At 71.5% G+C, this 23,405-nt stretch carries 1 pseudogene; it reads right to left on the reverse strand.

Features of this window, described 5'->3' with window-relative positions:
• Positions 1-65: 65 nt before the first annotated feature.
• Positions 66-23,351, reverse strand: a pseudogene (locus BMY07_RS35245) (SDR family NAD(P)-dependent oxidoreductase); the annotation flags it as partial.
• Between the last annotated feature and the right edge of the window lie 54 nt (positions 23,352-23,405).

Here is a 23,405-nt window from a genome sequence, read left to right on the forward strand (position 1 = left end):
AGCCGGTCGAGCGGGAGTTCGGCGAGCGCGCGGCGGATCTCGGCTTCCTCGGGGTCGACGGCCAACTCGTCGGCCAAGTGGTCGGCCAGCGCGGTTGGGGTGGGGTAGTCGAAGACGAGCGCTGTGGGCAGGTCGAGGCCGGTGGACTCGGCCAGCCGGGTGCGGACCCGCACCGCCGTGAGCGAGTCGAAGCCCAGGTCGGCGAAGCCCGCGCGGGCAGGGACTGCGGAGACCGAGGTGTGACCGAGTACGTCGGCGGCGGTGCGGCGGACCAGGTCGAGCAACGCGCGTTGACGTTCGGCCGGGGTCGCGGTAGTCAGTCGGGTGGCGAAGTCAGTGAGCCCAGTGGCGTCTGCGGGAGCCGCCTGGAAGGCCGCGAGGAACGGGCTGGGGCGCGTGGCGGTGAAGGTCGGCAGGAACCGGTCCCAGTCGACATCGGCGATGACCACGTGGGTGTCGTTCGCCGCCAGGGCATCGCCCAAGGCCGCGACGGCCCGGTCCGGGGACATCGGGGTCAGGCCGCGTTCCCGCAGGTAAGCCTCGGCGTCACCCGATGCGAGACCACCATCCGCCCACGGTCCCCACGACACGGCGGTCGCCTTCTGCCCCCGGGCGCGGCGGCGAGTGGCGAGTGCGTCGAGCGCTGCATTCGCTGCGGCGTAAGCAGCTTGGCCACCACTGCCCCAGACGCCCGCGATGGAGGAGAACAGCACGAGGTGGGCATCGGGGAGCAGTTCGTCGAGGTGGCGGGCTCCGTCCACTTTGGCGCGCTGCGTCTCGGCGAGGTCGTCGAGATCGGCGATGGGATTGGTGCCCGCGACCCCGGCGGCGTGGATGACGACGGTGGGCCGGTACTCAGCCGTCAGGGCGGCCAAGGCGTCCCGATCCGCGGCGTCACACGCGACCACGTCGACCCGGATACCCAACTCGGCGACCAGTGCGCCTACACCTGGCGCGTCCGGTCCGCGGCGGCTGGTCAGCACGAGGTGGTTGGCACCACGGCGAACCAGCCAGCGGGCGACGTGGGCGGCGAGAGCACCGGTCCCGCCGGTGATCAGGACCGGACCGTCCGGAGTCCACCGCGTTCCGCTGGGTTTCGGCGCCCGCACCAGGCGACGGGCGAGCACTCGGCCGTCGCGGAGGGTGAGTTGGTCTTCGCTGCCGGACAGGGGAAGCGTGGTGGGCTCGCCATCGATGTCGATGAGCCCGCCCCACCGCCGCTCAAGTCCAGCGACTCGGCCAAGACCCCACACTCGGGCCTGGTCAGGGTCGGTGCCCGCGTCGCGGGTGGCGGCCCAGACGGGCGCCAAGGGGTTGGCTTTGAGGACGCGCAGGACGGTCTCGGCGGAGTCTGGCAGGACGAGGATCCCCTCGGCCGGGGTGTCGGCTACCTGCGCGAGGCTGACTTCGGCGACCTCGGCGGTCTTGCGGAGCGCCTCGACGATGGCGGGGTCGTTGTCGCCCACGACCAGCCAGTGGCCAGTGGCGGGTTCGGGGGTGACCTCGGTCCAGTCGACCCGGTAGCGCCAGGTGTCCGCCGCCGCAGGTTCGTCGGTGAGCCAGAAGTGCGTCCGGTCGAACGGGTAGGTCGGCAGGACCGCGCGCGGCCCGTCCCCCACGACAGCGGTCCAGTTCACCGGCACGCCACGGACGTAGGCGGCGGCTACCGCACTGACCGCGGTGCTCGGCTCGTCCGCACCCGCCCGCAGCATCGGTGCCCCGCTGCCCACCAGCGCCGACAGCACCCCATCCGGCCCCAACTCCAGGAAGGTCGCGTCGCCCAACCCCGCGACCGCCCCGGCGAACCGGACTGTCTCCCGCACCTGCCGCACCCAGTACCCCGGCGTGGTCGGGTCACCCGCGGCAGTGCTCACCAGGCCGATGGTCGGATCGGCGAACAAGAGCCCGCTGACCACCCGCTCGAACTCATCGAGCATCGGGTCCATCAAGTGGCTGTGGAAGGCGTGCGACACCACCAGCCGCTTCACCCGACGAGATTGTTCACCAAACCTACGATCCAACAGTTCAACAATCCCACGATCCCCCGATACGACAATCGAACGATCCGAGTTGACCGCAGCGAGGTCGACACCTGCGGGGAGGCCATCAGGGAACTCCAAGGCCAGGTCAGCCTCCGAGATCTCCACCGCCAGCATCGCGCCACCAGTCGGGAGACCCTGCATCAGACGGGCACGAGCGGCGACCAGCGTGCACGCGTCGTCCAGGGAGAGGATGCCCGCGACATGGGCAGCGGCTACCTCGCCGATGGAATGGCCGACGAGGACATCGGGGCGGACGCCCCAGGACTCCAGCAGGCGGAACAGCGCCACCTGGAGCGCGAAGATCGCAGGCTGGGCGTTCCCGGTCTCGTCGATCGCGGAGTCGTCGAACGGGACCCGAGCCCGAACGGCGTCGAAGGCCTCGGCGAAGGCCGGGAAGGTCCGCAACTGCTGGCCCATGCCCGCCCGCTGCGAGCCCTGGCCGGTGAACAGGAACACGAGCCGCCCAGGGCCAGCGACCCCGGTGGCGACAGGTGGGGCCAGCGGGTCGAGCAGGACAGCGCGGTGCGGCAGGTCAGCGCGGGTGGCGATCAACGCGCGGGCGACCTCGACCGGCGCAGCGGCGACCGCCGAGACCGCCGCCAACTGGGCGTCCAACGCGCCCGGACTGCCCGCTGACACGACGAGCGGGACGACAGCAGGCGTCGGATCGACCGCGCGGGGCGGCAGGACCTGCGCGGGAGCTTCCTCGATGATCGTGTGCACGTTAGTCCCGCTGACCCCGAACGACGAGATCCCCGCCCGGCGCGGCCGAACCCCACGGGCCCACGGCCGCGACTCGGTCAGCAGCGACACCGAACCCGACGACCAGTCGACGTGCTCGGATGGCGTCTGCGCGTGCAGAGTCACCGGCAGCACCTCGTGCCGCAGTGCCTGCACCATCTTGATGATCCCCGCCACGCCTGCCGCGGCCTGGGTGTGCCCGATGTTCGACTTCAGCGACCCCAACCACAACGGCACGTCACGATCCTGGCCATAGGTCGCCAGCAACGCCTGCGCCTCGATCGGATCACCCAGAACCGTGCCGGTCCCGTGCGCCTCCACAACGTCCACATCAGACGCCGAGAGACCAGCCGACCTCAGTGCCGCCCGAATCACCCGCTGCTGCGATGGGCCATTCGGCGCCGTCAAGCCATTCGACGCGCCATCCTGATTGACGGCCGAGCCGCGCACGACAGCCAACACCTCATGGCCCCGGGCGATCGCGTCCGACAGCCGCTCCACCAACAACACGCCGACGCCCTCGGACCACCCGGTCCCATCGGCCCCGGCGGAGAACGACTTGCAGCGACCGTCCGCTGCCAAGCCGCCCTGCCGGGAGAACTCGGTGAACATCCCCGGTGTTGCCATTACCGCGACGCCACCCACCAAAGCCATCGAGCACTCGCCGGACCGCAACGCCTGCGCCGCCCAGTGCAGGGCGACCAGCGACGACGAACACGCCGTGTCCACCGTGACCGCCGGACCCTCGAGCCCGAAGAAGTACGCCAGCCTGCCCGACGCCACGCTGGTCGCGGTGCCGGTCATCTGATGACCCTCCACTTCGGAGGAACGCACCGCAGCCCCGTACAACGACGCCGCGGCACCCACGAACACGCCCGCGTCAGTGCCACTCAGTGACAACGGGTCCATCCCGGCTCGCTCGAAGACCTCCCAGGAAGCCTCCAGCAGCAACCTCTGCTGCGGGTCCATGGCCAACGCCTCGCGCGGCGAGATGCCGAACAGGGTGGCGTCGAACCGGCCTGCTCCCTCGACGAACCCGCCGCGATCGGTGTCGCTGGTGCCCCGCTCCGGGTGCAGCAGTTCGTCGAGGTCCCAGCCGCGGTCGTCCGGGAACGGCCCGATCGCGTCGCCGCCCTCGGCGACCAACCGCCACAGGTCTTCCGGCGACTCGATGCCACCTGGGAAGCGGCAGCTCATGGCGACGATGGCGATCGGCTCGTCGACCGAGGCTCGCACGGGCGCCTGTTCGACCACGACCTCGGCGTCGAGGTGGGCGGCGAGTGCGGCGGGCGTCGGGTGGTCGAAGATCAAGGTGGCCGGGAGCCGCTGCCCGGTGGCCGTGGTGAGCCGGTTGCGCAGCTCGACGGCAGTGAGCGAGTCGAATCCCAGTTCGGCGAACGACCTGTCGGGGTCGATCGTGTCCACAGTGGCGTGACCGAGGACTGCGGCGACCTCGGTTCGGACCGTGTCGAGCGAGGACCGCGACCTGTCGACGACGACCTTCTTCGGGGCGGGTCGAGCGAACCCGCGCAGCATGGCCGGTCCGTCCGCACCGACCCGGCCCGCGTCGAGCGCGGCGGCGATCAGGTGCGGGCGCCCATCGCGGAGAGCGGCGTCGAACAGCGCCAGTCCATCCACATCGGACAGTGGAGCACCCAAGCGGGCGGCACGAGCGAGGGCGGCCTCGTCCAGGTGACCGCTCAGCTCGCCGACTCGCTCCCAGAGGCCCCACGCCACCGAAACCGTGGGCAGCCCACGCGCGGCTCGGTAGTGCGCCACAGCATCGAGCACGGCGTTGGCGGCTGCGTAGTTGCCCTGTCCGGGGGTGCCGAGAGTGGCGGCGACGGAGGAATACAGCACGAGCAACGTGTCGCCCGCCAGTTCCGCCAGGTGCAGTGCGCCTTCGGACTTGGCGGAGACCGACGTCAACCGGTCCGGTGTGAGCGACTCGATCAGGCCGTCGTCGGTGGCGCCTGCGGCGTGGACGATGGCGCTGAGGTCGGGGATGGTCGCGATCAGGCCAGCCAGGGCCGCGCGGTCAGCGACATCGCAGGACACGTGGGTGACCGCTGGGCCGAGGTCAGGCCCCACGCCGCGCCTGCTGGCCAAGACGACCTGGCGCACTCCGTACTCGGCGATCAGGTGGCCAGCCAGCAATGTGCCGAGTGCTCCGTTGCCGCCGGTGACCAGAACTGTCCCTTGTGGATCCAACTGGTGTGGCACCGTCAGCACGTTCTTGCCGATGTGGCCGCCCTGCGCGACGAACCGGAAGGCAGTCGACGCGGTGCGCAGGTCCCAGGAGCGGATCGGCGGCAGGGTCAGCGCGCCTTGGGCGAACAGGGCCATGATCTCGGTCAACATCGCGCGCAGGCGGTCCGGTCCGGCTTCCCACAGGTCGAACGCGCGGTAGCCGGGGATGCCCGTGCGGAGATCCGCCTTGCCCATCTCCAGGAAACGCCCACCCGATCGCAACAACCGGGCCGAGGCGTCGATGAACTCGCCTGCCAGCGCGTTGAGGACGACGTCGACCTCGGGGAACTTGTCGGCGAAGGCGAGGTCCCGCGATGAGGCGAGGTGGTCGTGGTCCAGTCCGGTCGCGGTCCACTTGGCCGGGCTGGCGGTGCCGAAGACCTCCGCGCCGAGGTGCCGGGCGACCTGGACGGCCGCGCCGCCGACGCCGCCCGCCGCCGCGTGGATGAGGACGCGCTCGCCGGTGGACAGGCCTGCGAGGTCGACCAACGAGTAGTAGGCCGTGAGGTACGCCATCGGGACGGCGGCCGCCTCGGCGAACGACCATCCGTCCGGAATGGACGCGAGGAGCCGGTGGTCGACGACGGTGCTGGGCGCGAATCCGCCACCGAGCAGGCCGAAGACGCGATCACCGACCCGCAGGTCCGCGACCTCGGGGCCGACCTCGGTGACGATCCCGGCGCCCTCGGACCCCAGATCGGCGTGCTCGGGGTAGGTGCCGAGGGTGATCAGCACGTCCCGGAAGTTGATGCCCGCCGCGCGCACGGCGACCCGAACCTCGCCTGGCGCGAGCTCGACCACGGGGACTTCTTCGGCGCGCAGGTCCGCGAGTGTCGTGCCGCCGGGAACGAGCCGCCATTGGGTGTCGGGGAGAGCGATGGTGGGTCGGGCGCGGACGAGCCTCGGCAGGTAGGGCACGCCTGCCCGGACGGCGACCTGGGGCTCGCCCGGGATGACGATGGGGTCGTCGTCGGTGTCGACGAGCGCGAACCGGTCCGGGTGCTCGGATTGCGCCGTGCGCACCAGTCCCCAGATCGCCGCCCTGGCCGGGTCGCTGATCGTGTCCGCCGGGACCGCCGCGACCGCGCCCTGGGTCACCACGGCGAGGGTGCCGGAGTCGTTCCGGAGCCAGTCTTGGATCGCGGCCAGCGTGTCTTCCACAGTGGAGGGTCGACAGATGTGGTCCGGCCGCGCCTGGGGGAGGCCGGTCGACACCCAGTCGATCTTGAAGAGGGCGCCCGCGCGGGCGGTGCCGACCGGGCGGAGGGTGAGCGAGTCGATGGTGATGACCGGCAGGCCGTCCGGGTTCTCCGCGTGGATCCGCACGGTGTCGCGACCGGTGGGCACGATGCGCACGGAGAGCCGGGACGCCCCGGCGGCGTGGAGCGTGACTCCACTGAGGACGAACGGAACCCTGGCCGCGCCGCCGGGCTCGGCTGCCGCCACGGCGTGGATGGCGGCGTCGAGCAGGGCGGGGTGCAGGCCGTAGCCTGCTCCGTCCGAGGTGGCGACCTCGGCGCGGATCTCGTTGTGCAGCAGCCAGTCCGGCTCACTGGGGCAGTCGAGGAGCTTGACGTTCGTGAGCGCTTGGAAGGTCGGGCCGTAGGTGAGTCCGGCGTCGGCGAGGGCTGGGTAGTGCCCTGTGAGGTCGATCTCGGCCGCGTCCGCCGGGGTGATCACGGAAGGGTTCGACGGTGTGGTGAGGGTGGCTGTGGCGTGGTGGGTCCACTGGCCGTTGTCGGGGCGGGCGTGGAGGGTGACCGCGGCGCCGTCGAGGGCGAGTTGGAGCTCTGTCGGGCCGCTGAGAGCGAGCGGGGCGTGCAGGGTCAGCTCGTCGACGGCCGGGGTGGCGGTGGTCGCGGCGGCGTGGAGGACGAGGTCCAGGACGGCGGTGCCCGGGACGATCACGTCACCGTGGACGCGGTGGTCGGCCAGCCAGGGGTGGGTCGCGGTGGAGATGACGCCGGTGAACAGGGTCTGGGTGCCTGCCGCGGGGGTGATGGTGGCGGCGAGGAGCGGGTGGTCAGCGGCGTTCAGACCGGCGGGCTTGGTGGCGGTGACCTGCTGCCAGTAGCGGTCCCCCTGGAAGGGGTAGGTGGGCAGGTCGACGAGCTGCCCACCCCAGGGCGCGAGGACGGCGGTCCAGTCGGGGTTGGCGCCGCTGGTGAACGCGTGCGCCACGGCGGCCAGCGCGGTCTCGACATCGTCCCGGTCCCGGCGCAGCAGCGGTGCTCCCGCTTCCACCAGGGCAGACAGCACGCCGTCCGGCCCCAATTCCACGAACGCCGCGTTCTCGATCTCGGCGACCGCCCCGGCAAACCGGACCGTCTCCCGCACCTGCCGCACCCAGTACTCCGGCGTGCTCGGATCGCCAGTCGCCGTGCTCACCAGGTGGATCGCGGGGGCGCCGAACCGCAGCCCGCGCGCGACCTGCTCGAACTCGGCCAGCATCGGGTCCATCACGTGGCTGTGGAACGCGTGCGACACCACCAGCCGCTTCACCCGGCGGGATTGTTCAACAAACCTACGATCCAACAGCTCAACAATCCCACGATCCCCCGATACGACAATCGAACGATCCGAGTTCACCGCCGCAAGGTCGACACCTGCGGGCAGGCCCTCGGGGAACTCGGCAGCCAGCTCGGCCTCGGAGATCTCGACAGCCAGCATCGCGCCACCCGGGGGCAGGGCCTGCATGAGGCGAGCGCGAGCCGAGACCAGGGTGCAGGCGTCGTCGAGGGAGAGGATGCCGGAAACGTGGGCGGCGGCCAGTTCGCCGATGGAGTGGCCGACCACGACGTCGGGGTGGATGTTCCAGGATTCGAGCAGGCGGAACAGGGCCACCTGGAGGGCGAAGATCGCGGGCTGGGCGTTGCCGGTGTCGTCGATCGCGGAGTCGTCGAAGGGAACCCGGGCGCGGACGCCGTCGAAGGCCTCGGCGAAGACCGGGTACGCGCGCAACCCCTCGCCCATGCCCGCCCGCTGCGAGCCCTGCCCGGTGAACAGGAACCCGAGCCGACTGGGCCGTGGCTCAGGTGCCGTGATCGTCCGGTCGCCGAGCAGCACGGCCCGGTGCGGCAAGGCGGCCCGCGCCGCCAGCGTCCGGGCGACGTCTACGGGGGTCGACTCGACCGACGCGAGACGCGCCAGCTGGGTGGAGAGCGCGATCGGTGAGTGGCCCGACACCGGCCACGGCAGCACATCCGGTGCGGGAGCAGATCGGGGCACCGCGGGCTGATCGGGCGCTTCCCCGATGATCACGTGCGCGTTGGTGCCGCTGATCCCGAACGCCGACACACCGGCCCGGCGCGGCCGCTCGGCCACGGGCCAGGGCCGGGCCGCGGCCAGCAGCTCGATGGAACCCGCCGACCAGTCGACGTGGGTGGTCGGGGTGTCGGCGTGCAGGGACGCGGGCAGGGTCTGGTGCCGCAGCGCCAGGACGGTCTTGATCACGCCTGCCGCACCCGCGGCCGCCTGGGTGTGGCCGATGTTGGACTTGACCGAACCCAGCCACAGCGGCTCGTCCCGGTCACGCCCGTAGGTTGCCAGCAGCGCCTCGGCCTCGATCGGGTCACCGAGCGTGGTGCCGGTGCCGTGCGCCTCGACAGCGTCCACATCGGATGGACGCAGACCCGCTGACGCCAAGGCGGCCCGGATCACGCGTTGCTGGGACGGACCGTTCGGCGCGGTCAGACCGTTGGAGGCGCCATCGGAGTTGACCGCCGAGCCTTCGAGCACGGCCAGCACGGGGTGGCCGTGGCGTCGGGCATCCGACAGCCGCTCGACCAGCAGCACCCCGACGCCTTCACCCCACGCCGTGCCGTCCGCCGCCTCGGAGAAGGGCTTGCACCGACCGTCTGCCGCGAGCCCACGCTGCCTGCTGAACTCGACGAACGCGCCCGGGGTCGCCATGACCGTCACGCCGGCGGCGAGCGCGAGCCCGCACTCGCCATTGCGCACCGCTTGCGCGGCCAGGTGCAGGGCGACCAGCGCCGACGAGCACGCGGTGTCCACAGTGAGCGCGGGGCCTTCGAGTCCGAACACGTAGGCCACCCGCCCGGACATCACACTCGCGGCGCCACCGGTGGCAACATGCCCTTCCGGCACGTCGACCGCGAGCGTGAGCCGCGTGTAGTCCTGCCCGTTCGTCCCGGTGAAGACCCCGGTTCTGCTGCCCCGCAATGACTTCGGGTCGATACCCGCGCGTTCGAAGGCTTCCCAGGTCGTCTCCAGGAGCAGGCGCTGCTGGGGGTCCATCGCCACCGCTTCGCGCGGGGAGATCCCGAACAGGTCAGCGTCGAACCGCGCCGGGTCGACCAGGAACGCACCCCGGTCCACATAGGAGGTCCCGGGTTTGCCCGGTTCCGGGTCGACCAGGTTGGCGAGGTCCCAGCCACGGTCGGTCGGGAACGGCCCGGTGACGTCCCGCTCGCCGACAAGCGCCGCCCACAGGTCTTCCGGCGTGTCGATGCCGCCGGGGAAGCGGCAGGCCATGGCCACGATCGCGATCGGGTCGTCGACCGAAGTGGTGGCGATCCCCCCGTCCACAGTGGATCCGCCTGCGAGGAACTGGGCGAGCGCGGCGGGAGTGGGGTAGTCGAACACCAGGCCAGCGGGCAGCGGCACGCCGGTGGCCTCGGCCAGGCGGTCACGCAGCTCGACCGAGGTCAGCGAGTCGAACCCGAGGTCGGCGAACGCCCTGTCGGCGGCGATCGCGTCGATCGACTCGTGCCCCAGCACCGCCGCGGCCTCGGTGCGGACCAGAACGACGAGATCAGTGCGGATCGGCCCCGGGCGAACCGGCGCCTCGACAAGGGGGACGAACTCTGTCAACAGAGGACTGGGGCGGCCTGCGGTGAACGTGGCCGTGAAGCGGGGCCAGTCGACGTCGGCGATGGTGACGGTGGTGGCAGGGTGGTCGAGCGCTTGGGCGAGAGCGGCAAGGGCGTGATCCGGTCGCATGGGCCGTAAACCCCGGCGGCGCAAGTAGTCCTCGGCTCCGTCGGCGGCGAGCATGCCCGCCCCTGCCCATGGACCCCACGCGATGCTGGTGACCGGAAGGCCGAGCGCTTGACGGTGCGCGGCGAGTCCGTCGAGTGCCGCGTTGGCCGCCGAGTAGGCCGCTTGCCCGCCCGCGCCCCAGGTCCCCGCGATGGACGAGAACAGGACGAGGTGGGCGTCGGGGGCGAGTTCGTGCAGGTTGAGCGCGCCGGTGACCTTGGCGTGCGCGACCCGGGCGAGGTGCTCGGCCGTCGTGTCGGTCAGCGGCGCGTCGTCGACGATCCCGGCAGTGTGGATGATCGCGTCGACCGGGTGCTCGGCCAGCAGGGCGGCGAGCGCCTCGCGATCGGTGATGTCACAGGCGACGACCGTGGCCAGCAGGTCCCCGGCACCTGGCGCGTCCTGACCGCTGCGGCTGGCGAGGACGATCTTGCCGGCGCCGCGGTCGGCGAGCCACCGGGCGACGTGGCCGCCCAGCGCGCCGGTACCGCCTGTGACCAGCACGGACCGGGGGCGCCACGGCTCGGCCGGGGACAGGGTGGCGCGGCGGAGCCTGCGGGCGAAGGCGCCGTCCTCACGGATGGCGACCTGGTCTTCGTCGCCTGCGAGGGCGGCGCGGAACAGGCCTGCCGTGTGCTCGTCGAGGGTCGTGGGCAGGTCGATGAGGCCGCGCCAGTGCGGGAGTTCCAGGGCGGCTACTCGGCCGAGACCCCAGGTGGCGGCTCCATCGACGCTGTCGAGGGCGCTCCTGGTGATCGTCCACACGGGAAGGCTCTTGTCCACTGCGGACAGGACGTCTTCGGGGGTGTTGGCCAGGCGGAGGATCCCGGTCGCTTCAGCGAGGTCGTCGCAGGTCGTGATCGCGGCGGTGATGTCGGCGGGGACCGGGCCATCGACGAACCACACACCCTCGCCCGGGGTCGGCGGGAGCGCGAGGGGGTGCCATTCGGCGGTATAGCGCCAATTCTCGATGGCAGGCAGGCGTTCGGTGCCGAGCCAGTAGCGCTTCCGCTGGAAGGGGTAGACGGGCAGGTCGATCTTGCGGCCGCGCCAGGGGCTGAGCATCGCGGCCCAGTCGACGCTGACGCCGTGGACGTGCAGGGTCGCGACCGCGCGGAGCAAGGCGTCCGGCTCGGGCTGCCCAGCGCGCAATGACCCTGCGAAGACACCGTCACCTGCCTCGCGAGCCAGGGCGGTGAGCACACCGTCCGGCCCGAGTTCGAGGAACCTGGTGACCCCGATCCCCCGGGCCTCCGTGACCGCGCCCGCGAACCTGACAGTCTCCCGGACCTGCCGCACCCAGTACTCGGGCGTACTCGGGTCACCCGTCGAGGTGGCCAGCACGGGGATCGTCGGACTGGTGAACGTCAGCCCCTCGACCACCCGCTGGAACTCGGCCAGCATGGGGTCCATCAGGTGGCTGTGGAACGCGTGCGACACCACCAACGACTTCACCCCCCGGGAACCGAATCGCAGCTGGTCAAGAGCCCCACCCTCGCCTGAGAGGACGATCGAGCGTTCGGCGTTCACCGCGGCCAGGTCGACGCCGTCAGGCAGACCATCGGGGAACCGCGCGACCAGGTCGGCCTCGGAGATCTCCACGGCCAGCATCGCCCCACCGGCCGGGAGTGCCTGCATCAGCCGGGCACGAGCCGCGACCAAAGTGGACGCGTCATCCAGGGAGAGGATGCCGGAGACGTGGGCGGCGGCCAGCTCGCCGATGGAGTGCCCGATCAGCACGTCGGGGCGAACACCCCAGGACTCGAGCAGGCGGAAGAGCGCGACCTCCAGGGCGAACAGGGCGACCTGGGCGTTGCCGGTCTGGTCGATAGCGCCATCGTCGAACGACACCCGCGCCACAACCTCGTCGAACGCCGCCGCGAACACCGGGAACACCCGAAGCTCACGTCCCATGCCCGCCCGCTGCGACCCCTGACCGGTAAACAGGAACGCCAGCCGACCAGGTCCGGCGACCCCCGTGACCAGCCCGGACGCACCAGTCCCCTCGGCCAGGCCCGAGAGCGCGGCGGAGTCCAGCGCGACGGCCCGGTGCTCCAGCGTGGCCCGCGTCGTCACCAGCGAGTGCGCGAGGTCCAGAGGATCGGCGTCGACCCGCCGCAGGTCAGCCGCCCGTGCCCGCAGTGCCACCTCGCTCCTAGCGGACAGCACCAGCGGCGCGACCGGCGACTGCGCCCGCTCGACAGGAGCCGCCTCGACATGGGACATCTCGACCGACGCCGACTCGATGATCACGTGCGCGTTGGTGCCGCTGATGCCGAACGACGACACACCCGCCCGCCGGGGCCGCTCACCCGAGGGCCACGGCCGCTCCTCGGCCAGCAGCCGGACATCACCCATCGACCAGTCCACATGGGACGAGGGTGCGTCGACGTGCAGGGTCCTGGGCAGCACCCCGTGCCGCAGGGCCTGGACGGTCTTGATCAGCCCGGCTAGCCCGGACGCGGCCTGGGTGTGGCCGATGTTCGACTTCACCGAGCCCAGCCACAGCGGCTCCGAGCGGTCCTGTCCGTAGGTGGCCAGCAGTGCTTGCGCCTCAATCGGGTCACCCAGCCGCGTGCCCGTGCCGTGCCCTTCCACAGCATCCACTTCGGACGCTACGAGCCCGGCGTCGGCGAGTGCGTCCCGGATCACCCGCTGCTGTGCCGGCCCGTTGGGTGCTGTGAGGCCGTTGGACGCGCCATCGGAGTTGACCGCCGAGCCGCGCACGACGGCCAACACGGTGTGCCCCTGGGCAACCGCGTCCGACAACCGCTCCACGACGACAACCGCGACGCCCTCGGACCACCCGGTCCCATCGGCGGCCTCCGCGTAGGCCTTGCAGCGGCCGTCCGGCGCGAGCCCGCCCTGCTTGGCGAATTCGGCGAACCCGGCCGGGCTGGGCATGACGGTCACGCCACCGACGATCGCGAACTCGCACTCACCGTGCCGCAGAGCCCGGGCCGCCAAGTGCAGGGCGACCAGGCCGCTGGAGCACGCGGTGTCCACAGTGAGCGCCGGGCCCTCAAGCCCCAGGGTGTACGCGACGCGGCCGGAGATCACGCTGGTCGCGGTCCCGGTGATCAGGTGCCCGCTGCCCTCGTCGGATTCCTGCGCGAACCCGTACCCGGACCCGGAAGCGCCGACGAACACCCCGCCGCGCGTGCCCCGGATCGTCCCGGCGTCGATGCCCGCGCGTTCGACCGCCTCCCAACTGGCTTCCAGCAGGACGCGCTGCTGGGGGTCCATCGCCGCGGCTTCTCGCGGCGAGATCCCGAACAGCTCCGCGTCGAACCCGGTGGCGTCGTGGACGAACCCGCCGACCAGCGGGAAGTCGGCGCCACTGAGGTTCCAGCCCCGGTCGACCGGGAACCCGCCGACACCGTCCCGGCCCTCGACGACCATGTCCCACAGGTCATCCGGCGAGGCGACTCCACCTGGGAGCCTGCACGCCATGCCGACCACGACGATCGGGTCGTCATCAACGATGACGCGCCTGGCCTCGGCCACCGAGGAAGGCGCATCAAACCGGGAACTCAAGTGGTTGGCCAACGCGAGAGCGGTGGGGTGGTCATAGATCAAAGTGGACGGTAGGGCGAACCCGACTGCTGTGGTGAGGCGATTGCGGAGGTCGACCGCGGTGAGTGAGTCGAAGCCCAGGTCGCTGAAGGTGGCGGCTGGGTCGATGGCGTCGCGGTAGCCGAGGACGCTGCCGATAGCCGTGGTCACCAGGTCCAGCACCACGCGGTGGCTTTCGGCTGCGGAGAGTCCACGGAGTCGCGACGACAGGGAGTCGTTGTCCGGGGCAGGTTCCTGGTCAGGGGTGAACTCGGCGAGCAGTGGGCTTGGACGGGCCGAGGTGAAGGTGGCCAGGAAAGTGGGCCAGTCGACATCGGCGACGACGCTCGTCGGGTGCGGGCTGGCGATAGCCGAGTCCATCGCGGCCAATGCGCGCGCTGGCGACAGTGGAAGAAGACCTCGGCTGCGCAGGAAATCGGCTGCGGCACCGGCCGCCATCCCTGCTTCAGCCCACGGTCCCCAGGCGATCGACGTCGTGGGGAGTCCGAGCGCAGAGCGGTGTTCCGCGAGGGCGTCGAGGTCGGCGTTCGCTGCGGCATAAGCAGCCTGGCCGCCACTGCCCCACACGCCGGCGATAGAGGAGAACAGGATCAGGTGAGCCTCAGGCGCCAGCTCGTGCAGCAGCCAGGCGGCGTCCGCCTTGGGGCGCAGGACCGAGGCCAGGCGCTCGGGTGTGAGGTCGGCGAGGGGAGCATCTTCGCCTACGCCCGCAGCGTGGATTACCGCCGTGACCGGGTGCGTGACGAGCAGAGCGGACAACGCCTCCCGGTCTGCCACGTCGCAGGTCACAACCTCGGCGGGGAGATCGGCGGCGCCCGGCGCGGCCAAACCTTGGCGGCTGGCGACGATTACGTGGACGCCACGGGCCGCGAGGTGTCGGACGACCTGGGCGCCGAGAGCACCGGTGCCGCCTGTGACCAGCACTGTCCCTTGTGGATGCCACGGAGCGGCGGCGCGCGCGGTGGCCTTGACGAGCCGCCGGGCGAACACGCCATCGGGTCGGATGGAGACCTGGTCGTGCGCACCGCCGAGCACGGAGGCCAGCCGGGCGACTGTCTGGTCGTCCAGGTTCTCCGGCAGTTCAACGAGGCCGCCCCAGCGCTGGGGGTGTTCGAGGGCGGCGACGCGGCCCAGGCCCGCGATCTGGGCCGTGCGTCGGGTGTCGCCGCGGGCGATGATCCACAGCGGGACCTGGGTGTCGCGGATGAGGCCGGGCAGGTCGGCAATGGCGGGCTCGATGACCGCGCCGGTGGCCGCGGCGGGGTCGTCGGTAATGGTCAGGCCCGCGGCCCTGAGGGGAGCCTGGAGGTCATTGGGGACCAGCCACACGCCGGTGGTGGGCGTCGGGTCGATCGCGGTCCAGGTGACGCGGTAGCTGTCCAGCGCGGGCGCGGTGGGGGCGTGGTCGAGCCAGAACCGTTCGCGCTGGAACGGGTAGGTGGGCAGCGGGACCCGCGCACCGGCGGGCACGAGCGCCGTGATGTCGAGGCTGGCCCCGCGCGCGTGGGCGGCGGCGACGGCGGAGATCACGGAGGTGACCTCGCTGCGCCCCGCCCGCAAGGTGGCGATGCCGTGGTCGACCAGCGCCGCCAGCACCCCGTCCGGCCCGAGTTCCAGGTGCGTGCCTGCCCCGGCAGTCCGCACCGCGTCGGCGAACCGGACCGTGTCCCGCACCTGCCTGACCCAGTACCCCGGCGTCGCGGGGTCCCCTATCGAGGTGCTCACCAGCGGGATCGTCGGCGTGGCGAACGAGAGCCCGGCCGCGACCCGCTCGAACTCCGTCAGCATCGGGTCCATCAAGTGGCTGTGGAACGCGTGCGACACCACCAACCGCTTCACCCGACTGGATTGTTCAACAAACCTACGATCCAACAGTTCAACAATCCCGCGATCCCCCGATACGACAATCGAACGATCGGAGTTGACCGCCGCAAGGTCCACGCCCGCGGGGAGACCATCGGGGAACTGCTCAGCAAGGTCGGACTCGGAGATCTCCACGGCCAGCATGGCGCCGGCGGTCGGGAGGGCCTGCATGAGGCGGGCCCGGGCGGCGACCAGGGTGCACGCGTCATCCAGGGAGAGGATGCCGGAGACGTGGGCGGCGGCCAGCTCACCAATGGAGTGGCCGACGAGGACGTCCGGGTGGACGCCCCAGGACTCCAGCAGGCGGAACAGCGCCACCTGGAGAGCGAAGATCGCGGGCTGGGCGTTCCCGGTGTCGTCGATCGCGGAGTCGTCGAAGTGAACCCGGGCGCGGACGGCGTCGAAGGCCTCGGCGAAGACCGGAAAAGCGGCGTGGAGTTCGCGGCCCATGCCCTCGCGTTGCGCACCCTGACCGGTGAACAGGAACGCGACCCCGTCAGCCACGACCTCGGGCGCGGTAGCGGCCAGGCCATCGAGAACGTCAGCGGTGGTGGTTGCCGCGAACGCGACCCGGTGCGGGTGGCGGGCACGGACCGCGAGTTCGCGGGCGAGATCCACCGGACGAGTCGACTCGGCGAGCGGGCGCAGCTGGTCGAGTCGAGTGGCGAGCGCCTGCGGTGAGTGAGCGCTGACCACGATCGGCACCGGGTGCGCCGATTCCGCAGCCGCCACGCCGGGTGACTGCGGGGCCTCCTCGATGATCGTGTGCACGTTCGTCCCGCTGACGCCGAACGAGGAGATCCCCGCTCGACGCGGCCGGTCCCGCCGGATCCACGGCTGCGACTCGGTCAACAATGACACCGAGCCCGACGCCCAGTCGACGTGCGGCGACGCGGCGGCAGCGTGCAACGTCGGCGGCAACACGCCGTGCCGCAACGCCTGCACCATCTTGATGACCCCCGCCGCGCCCGCCGCGGCCTGCGCGTGCCCGATGTTCGACTTCAGCGACCCCAGCCACAACGGCACGTCACGGTCCTGGCCATAGGTCGCCAGCAACGCCTGCGCCTCGATCGGATCGCCCAGAACCGTGCCGGTGCCGTGCGCCTCCACAGCGTCCACATCGGATGCCGACAGCCCTGCCGACCGCAGCGCCGCCTTGATCACCCGCTGCTGCGACGGACCGTTCGGCGCCGTCAAGCCATTCGATGCACCGTCCTGGTTGACCGCCGAGCCCCGCACCACGGCGAGGACCCGATGCCCGCGAGTGGCGGCGTCCGACAGCCGCTCCACCAGCAACACGCCGACGCCCTCGGACCAGCCGGTCCCATCGGCGTCAGCCGAGAACGACTTGCACCGACCATCGGCGGAAAGCCCGCGCTGGCGCGAGAACTCGGTGAAGATGCCCGGCCCCACCATGACCGTGACGCCACCGGCGACCGCCATCGTGCACTCACCGGATCGCAGCGCCTGCGTGGCGAGGTGCAGCGCCACCAGCGACGACGAGCACGCGGTGTCCACAGTGACCGCCGGACCCTCAAGCCCGAAGAAGTACGCCAACCGGCCCGACGCCACGCTGGTCGAGCTGCCGGTCAGGAAGTGGCCCTCGACGCCTTCCGGCAACGGGATCCCCACGCCGTAGCCAGAGTGGGCGACACCGACGAAGACGCCCGTCTGCGAGCCACGCACGGTGTTCGGGTCGATTCCCGCGTCCTCGAACGACTGCCAGGTCGCTTCCAGCAGCAGCCGCTGTTGCGGATCCATCGCGGTCGCTTCGCGCGGCGACACCCCGAACAGCCGCGCGTCGAACCCGGAGACGTCGTCGAGGAAACCGCCAGCCTGGGCGTAGGTCGTCCCCACGACGTCGGCGTCCGGGTTGTACAGAGCGCTCAGGTCCCAGCCCCGGTCGGTCGGGAACGGCCCGATGCCCTCCCGCCCTTGCGACACCAGGTCCCACAGGTCGTCCGGGGAGCCAACGCCGCCGGGGAAGCGGCAGGCCATGCCGACGATCGCGATCGGTTCGTCGGTCGACTGTGGACTCGCCACGATCTCGATCCGCCGTTCCTCGGCGGGCAGCAGCGAGAGGAGGTGGTCGACGAGCGCGGTCGGCGTCGGGTAGTCGAAGATCGCGGTTGCCGGGAGCCGGAAGCCGGTCGCGGTGTTGAGCCGGTTGCGGAACTCCACGGCGGTGAGGGAGTCGAAGCCCATTTCCTTGAACGGGCGGCCCGTGTCCGCCGAGGTGTGGCCGAGCACGGCGGTGATCTCAGCGCGCACGGTCGTGAGCAGCGCGCGGCCTGCCTCGGCCGGGCTGAGTGCGCGCAGGTGGTCGACTGACCCTGTGCGGGTGACGCGGCGTGGTGTGTGCACCAGTCCGCGCAACAGGGCCGGGACCGGGGTGAGTTTCCGCGCGGTGGCCGGGTCGTAGGCGATCGTGACCAGGTGAGCGCGGCCGTCGAGTTGGGCGGCGTCGAACAGTGCCAGGCCGTGGGCCTCGGTCAGCGCCGGACCGACCCGGGTCGCGCGGGCGAGGTCTACGGTGTCCAGGGAGCCGCTGATCGCGCTCGAGGTCGCCCACAGGCCCCAGGACAGTGACACCGCGGCAAGTCCACGGGACCGGCGACGGTGAGCGATGGCGTCCAGGACCGCGTTCGCCGCTGCGTAGTTCGCCTGCCCCGGCGAGCCGAACACCGATGACGCCGAGGAGTACAGGGCGAACAGCGGGATGTCGCCCACGAGGTCGTCGAGCACCATGGCCCCGATGGCCTTGGGCGCGAGCACGCTGGACACGCGTTCTGGAGTGAGGGCGTCGATCACGCCGTCGTCAGCGGTACCCGCCGCGTGGATCACGCCTGTCAGGTCGGGGATTCCGGCTACCAGCTCGGCGAGAGCGTCCGGATTGGACGTGTCACAGGCGACGATCCGGGCGCCGGGAACGTCTCCCGTGCCGCCGCGGTTGGCGAGGACGAACTTGCTCACCCCGTACTCGTCGGCCAGGTGACGCGCGATGATCTGGCCGAGAACGCCGGTGCCACCCGTGATGAGCACTGTCCCCTGTGGATCGACCGGCCGGGGGATGGTGAGCACGTTCTTGCCGATGTGCTTTCCCTGACCCACGAACCGGAAGGCCGCCTGCGCTTCCCGGACGTCCCAAGCCCGCCACGGCAGCAGCGTGAACACGCCGCGCGCGAACAGGTCCAGCACCTCGACGAGCATCTCCTGCAGGCGGTCCGCCCCAGCCTCGCTCAGGTCGAACGCGCGGTACCCCGGGATGTCGGTGCGGAGATCGGCCTTGCCCATCTCGATGAACCGGCCGCCCGCGGCGAGCAACCCGACCGAGGCGTCGATGAACTCGCCCGCCAACGCGTTGAGGACGACGTCGACGTTCGGGAACTCGGCGGCGAAACCGAGGTCTCGCGACGAGGCGAGGTGGTCGTCGTCTAGCCCGGTGGCCTGCCACTTGGCCGGGCTCGCGGTCCCGAAGATCTCCGCACCGAGGTGCCGCGCGACCTGCACGGCCGCCATGCCGACCCCGCCGGCAGCGGCGTGGACAAGCACTCGCTCGCCCGCGCGCAGGCCCGCCAGGTCGACTAGTCCGAAGTAGGCGGTGAGGAACGCCATCGGGACGGTCGCGGCCTCGGCGAACGACCAGTCGTCCGGCACCGGCGCCACCATCCGCCGGTCCACCACGACCGATGGCCCGAAACCCCCGGCGAACAACCCGAAGACGCGGTCGCCCGGCTTGAGGTCGACATCCGGGCCGACCGCGGTAACCACGCCAGCGCCCTCGGAGCCGAGCAAGGCGCGCTCCGGGTACTGGCCGAGCGCGATGAGGACGTCGCGGAAGTTGACGCCGGTCGCGTGGACCGCGATCTGGACCTGGCCGGGGCCGGGCTCGTCGATCGTGACGGGGGCCAGGGTGAGGGCGTCGAGTGAGTCGCCGCTCGGGTCGAGGCGCCAGGTGGTCGCGGTCGGCAAGGAGAGGCTGCCGGTGGCGCGGGCCAACCTGGGCGCGAAGATCTCGTTGCCACGTAACGCGAGTTGGGGCTCATCCAGGTCCAGCAGGGACGCGATGGTCTTGTCCGCCGGATCGCTGTCGGCGTCGAGGAGCAGGAATCGGCCCGGGTGCTCGGATTGAGCGGATCGGACCAGGCCACCTACGGCCGCGCCTGCGAGGTCCGTGATCTCGTCGCCGGGGAGTGCCGCGACGGCGTCGCGTGTGCTGAGGACCAGGGTCGAGTCGCCGAACCGATCATCGGCCAGCCAGGACTGGATCCCGGCGAGCACATCGACCACAGTGGACTCGATGTCGCCTGCGGGAACCTGCCACAGCACGGCATCGGCGGGCGTCCAGTCGGCGGGAGTACCACGTGTGACGGACTTGGTGGACTCGGCGGCCTGGAGCTGCGTCCAGTCGATGGCGAACAGATCGGCATCGCGGCGGGCAGGTTTGCGGAGGGTCAGGCTGTCGATCGTGATGACCGGAGCGCCCGCCGGGTCGGTGGCGACCAGGGAGTACGTGTCGGTCGCGGTGGTCCTGATCGCGACCCGGAGGCTGGTCGCGCCCGGGTTGTGCAGGGTGACACCGGACCAGGCGAATGGCAGACCGGCCTTGGCGGGATCGAGCCCGGTCGGGTGCAACGCGGCGTCGAGGAGCGCGGGGTGCAGGCCGAATCGGGTCGCGTCGCGGTGGGCATCGTCGGGGAGCGATACCTCGGCGTAGTAGGCGTCGTCGCTGCGCCATGCCGCTCGAAGGCCCTGGAACAGGGGGCCGTAGGCGAACCCATGGTCCGCTGCGGCCGCGTAGAAGGACTCCAGATCGATCGGTTCCGCTGCTGGGGGCCAGGGCAGTGTGGCGTTGGAGGGGTGTCCATCGGCACGGCGGATCGACTCGGCGCCAGGATGGCCCGTCGTCTGCGCCCCGGAGCCGACCGCGTCGGCTATCAGCGCCCGTTCGTGGGTGGTCGACGAGGCGGCGCGGGAGAGGCGGCCTTCGGCGTGGCGGGTCCAGGTGGTGCCGTCGAGCGTGGAGTGGATCTCCACCGTTCTGGTGTCGTCGTCGGTGGGTGGGGTGACGGTGACCTGGAGGCGGAGGGGGCCGCTGAGGGGCAAGGGGGCGGCGATGGTCAGGTCGTCGAGGGTTGGGTGGCCGACCTGGTCGCCCGCGTGCAGGGCCAGTTCGACGAAGGCGGTGCCGGGGATGAGCACGTCGCCCTGGATCTGGTGGTCGGTGAGCCAGGCGTGGGTGGTCGAGGTGAGGCGGCCGGTGAACAGGTGGCCGCCATCGGGTTGGGGGGCGGCGGCGCCGAGCATGGGGTGTTCCGCCGCACCCAAGCCTGCGGCGGTGAGGTCCGCGCGCGCGGACGGGCGCGGCCAGTAGCGGACGCGTTCGAAGGGGTAGGTGGGCAGGTCGATCCGGTTCCCGCCGGGCAGCAGTGCGGCCCAGTCGACCCTGGTCCCGAGGGTGTGGACACGGCCAAGCGCGTGCAGCACGGTCTCGTGGTCGTCGCGGCCCGAGCGCAACAGCGGGGCGGCGCCACCCCCCACCACCGCGCTGAGCACCCCGTCCGGTCCCAGCTCCAGGAACCGGTTGGCTCCCCTGCGCCGGACCTCGTCCACCGCCGCCGCGAACCGCACCGGCTCGCGGACCTGCCGCACCCAGTACTCCGGCGTGCTCGGGTCACCGGTGGACGTGCTCACCAGGGGGATCGTCGGCTTGGCGAAGGACAGCCCGTCGACCACGCGCCGGAACTCCGTCAGCATCGGGTCCATCAGGTGGCTGTGGAAGGCGTGCGACACCACCAGTCGCTTCACCCGACGCGATTGTTCACCAAACCTACGATCCAACAGTTCAACAATCTGACGATCCCCCGATACGACAAGTGAACGATCCGAGTTCACTGCCGCGAGGTCGACGCCAGCGGGGAGGCCATCGGGGAACTGGCGGAAGAGGTCGGCCTCAGAGATCTCGACGGCCAGCATGGCGCCGCCGGGGGGCAGGGCCTGCATGAGCCGGGCTCGGGCGGCGACGAGGGTGCACGCGTCGTCGAGGGAGAGGATGCCCGCGACGTGGGCGGCGGCGAGTTCGCCGATGGAGTGGCCGAGGAGCAGGTCAGGGCGGACGCCGAGGGAGTCCACGAGGCGGAACAGGGCGACCTGGAGGGTGAAGAGGGCGGGCTGGGCGTTGCCCGTCTGGTCCAGGTCCGACTCGTCGAAGCGGAGGCGGGCGGCGATCTCGTCGGCGGTCGCCCGGAAGACGTCGAACGAGCGCAAACCGTCGCCCATGCCGTGGCGCTGTGAACCCTGGCCGGTGCACAAGAACGCCAGCCTGCCGGGCGCGTCCACTCCGAACTCGACCGACGCAGGCGTCCCACCAGCGGCGATCTCAGCCAGTGCGGCGTCGGCGCCAGCGTCGTCGCGGGCTACGACGACCGCCCGGTGCGTGAGTGCCGAGCGTGTGGTTACGAGCGAGAACGCGGTGTCGAGCAAACCGTTGCCGGTCACCCGAAGTGCGGCTGCCTGCTCGCGAAGTGCCTCGTCCGTGCATCCGGACAACAGCAACGGCACCGCGAGCGGATCAGCGGCAACCACCGGCGGATCGACCTCAGGCGCCTGTTCGAGGATCGTGTGCGCGTTGGTGCCGCTGACCCCGAACGACGACACCGCTGCCCGGCGCGGTCGGTCGACCGCGGGCCAGGGCCGGTTCGCGGTGAGCGGCGCCACGGCTCCGGCGGCCCAGTTCACCTGCGGCGTCGGGGTGTCCGCGTGCAGGGTGGCGGGCAGCACGCCGTGCCGCAACGCCATGACGGCCTTGATGATCCCCGCGACGCCCGCCGCGGCCTGGGTGTGGCCGATGTTGGACTTCACCGAGCCCAACCACAGCGGCTCGGTCCGGTCGCGGCCGTACGTGGCCAGCAGCGCCTCGGCCTCGATCGGGTCGCCGAGTCGGGTGCCGGTGCCGTGCGCCTCCAACATGTCCACATCGGACGTACCGAGCCCCGCGTCCGCCAGTGCCGCGCGGATCACCCGCTGCTGCGCCGGACCGTTGGGCGCGGTCAACCCGTTCGACGCACCATCCTGGTTGACCGCGCTCCCCCGCACGACCGCCAGAACCCTGTGTCCAGCGGCAAGAGCGTCGGAGAGCTTCTCGACCACCAGCACGCCGACGCCCTCGCCCCAGCCCGTGCCGTCCGCGCCGGCACCGAAGGCCTTGCACCGACCGTCCGGGGCGAGCGCGCGCTGACGGCTGAACTCGATGAACGCCGCCGGGGTCGCCATGATCGTGACGCCACCGACCAGCGCCAACCGGCACTCGCCTGCCCGCAGCGACCGGATAGCCAGGTGCAGTGCCACCAGGGACGACGAGCACGCTGTGTCCACAGTGACCGCCGGGCCTTCCAGCCCGAACGAGTACGCGATACGTCCGGAAAGGACACTCGCCGCGCTTCCCGTGGCGAGATAGCCCTCCGCTGCCTCCGGGTCGGCGGCGATCACACTCGCGTAGTCCTGCCCGTTGGTACCGGCGAAGACGCCGACCGGCTCACCGCGCAACGAGGTCGGCGGGATCCCGGCGCGTTCCAGCGCCTCCCAGCACGCCTGCAACAACAGGCGCTGCTGCGGGTCCATGGCGGTCGCCTCACGCGGCGAGACCTCGAACAGCCCGGCGTCGAACTGGGTCGCGCTGTCGAGGAAACCGCCGGTGCGGCCGTAGCTGGTGCCGATGGTGTCCGGGTCGGGGTCGAACAGGGCGTCGAGGTCCCAGCCGCGGTCGTCGGGGAACGGCCCGATGGCGTCGCGCCCCTCGCTGACCAGCCGCCACAGGTCCTCGGGTGACTCGACGCCGCCGGGGAAGCGGCAGCTCATCGCCACGATCGCGATCGGCTCGGCTGCCCGCTCCTGCGCCTCGCGCAGCGCGCGGCGCGCGACCCGGAGTTCGCC

It is taken from the genome of Actinokineospora terrae, from assembly GCF_900111175.1.
In the GTDB taxonomy this organism is placed as follows: Bacteria; Actinomycetota; Actinomycetes; order Mycobacteriales; family Pseudonocardiaceae; genus Actinokineospora; species Actinokineospora terrae.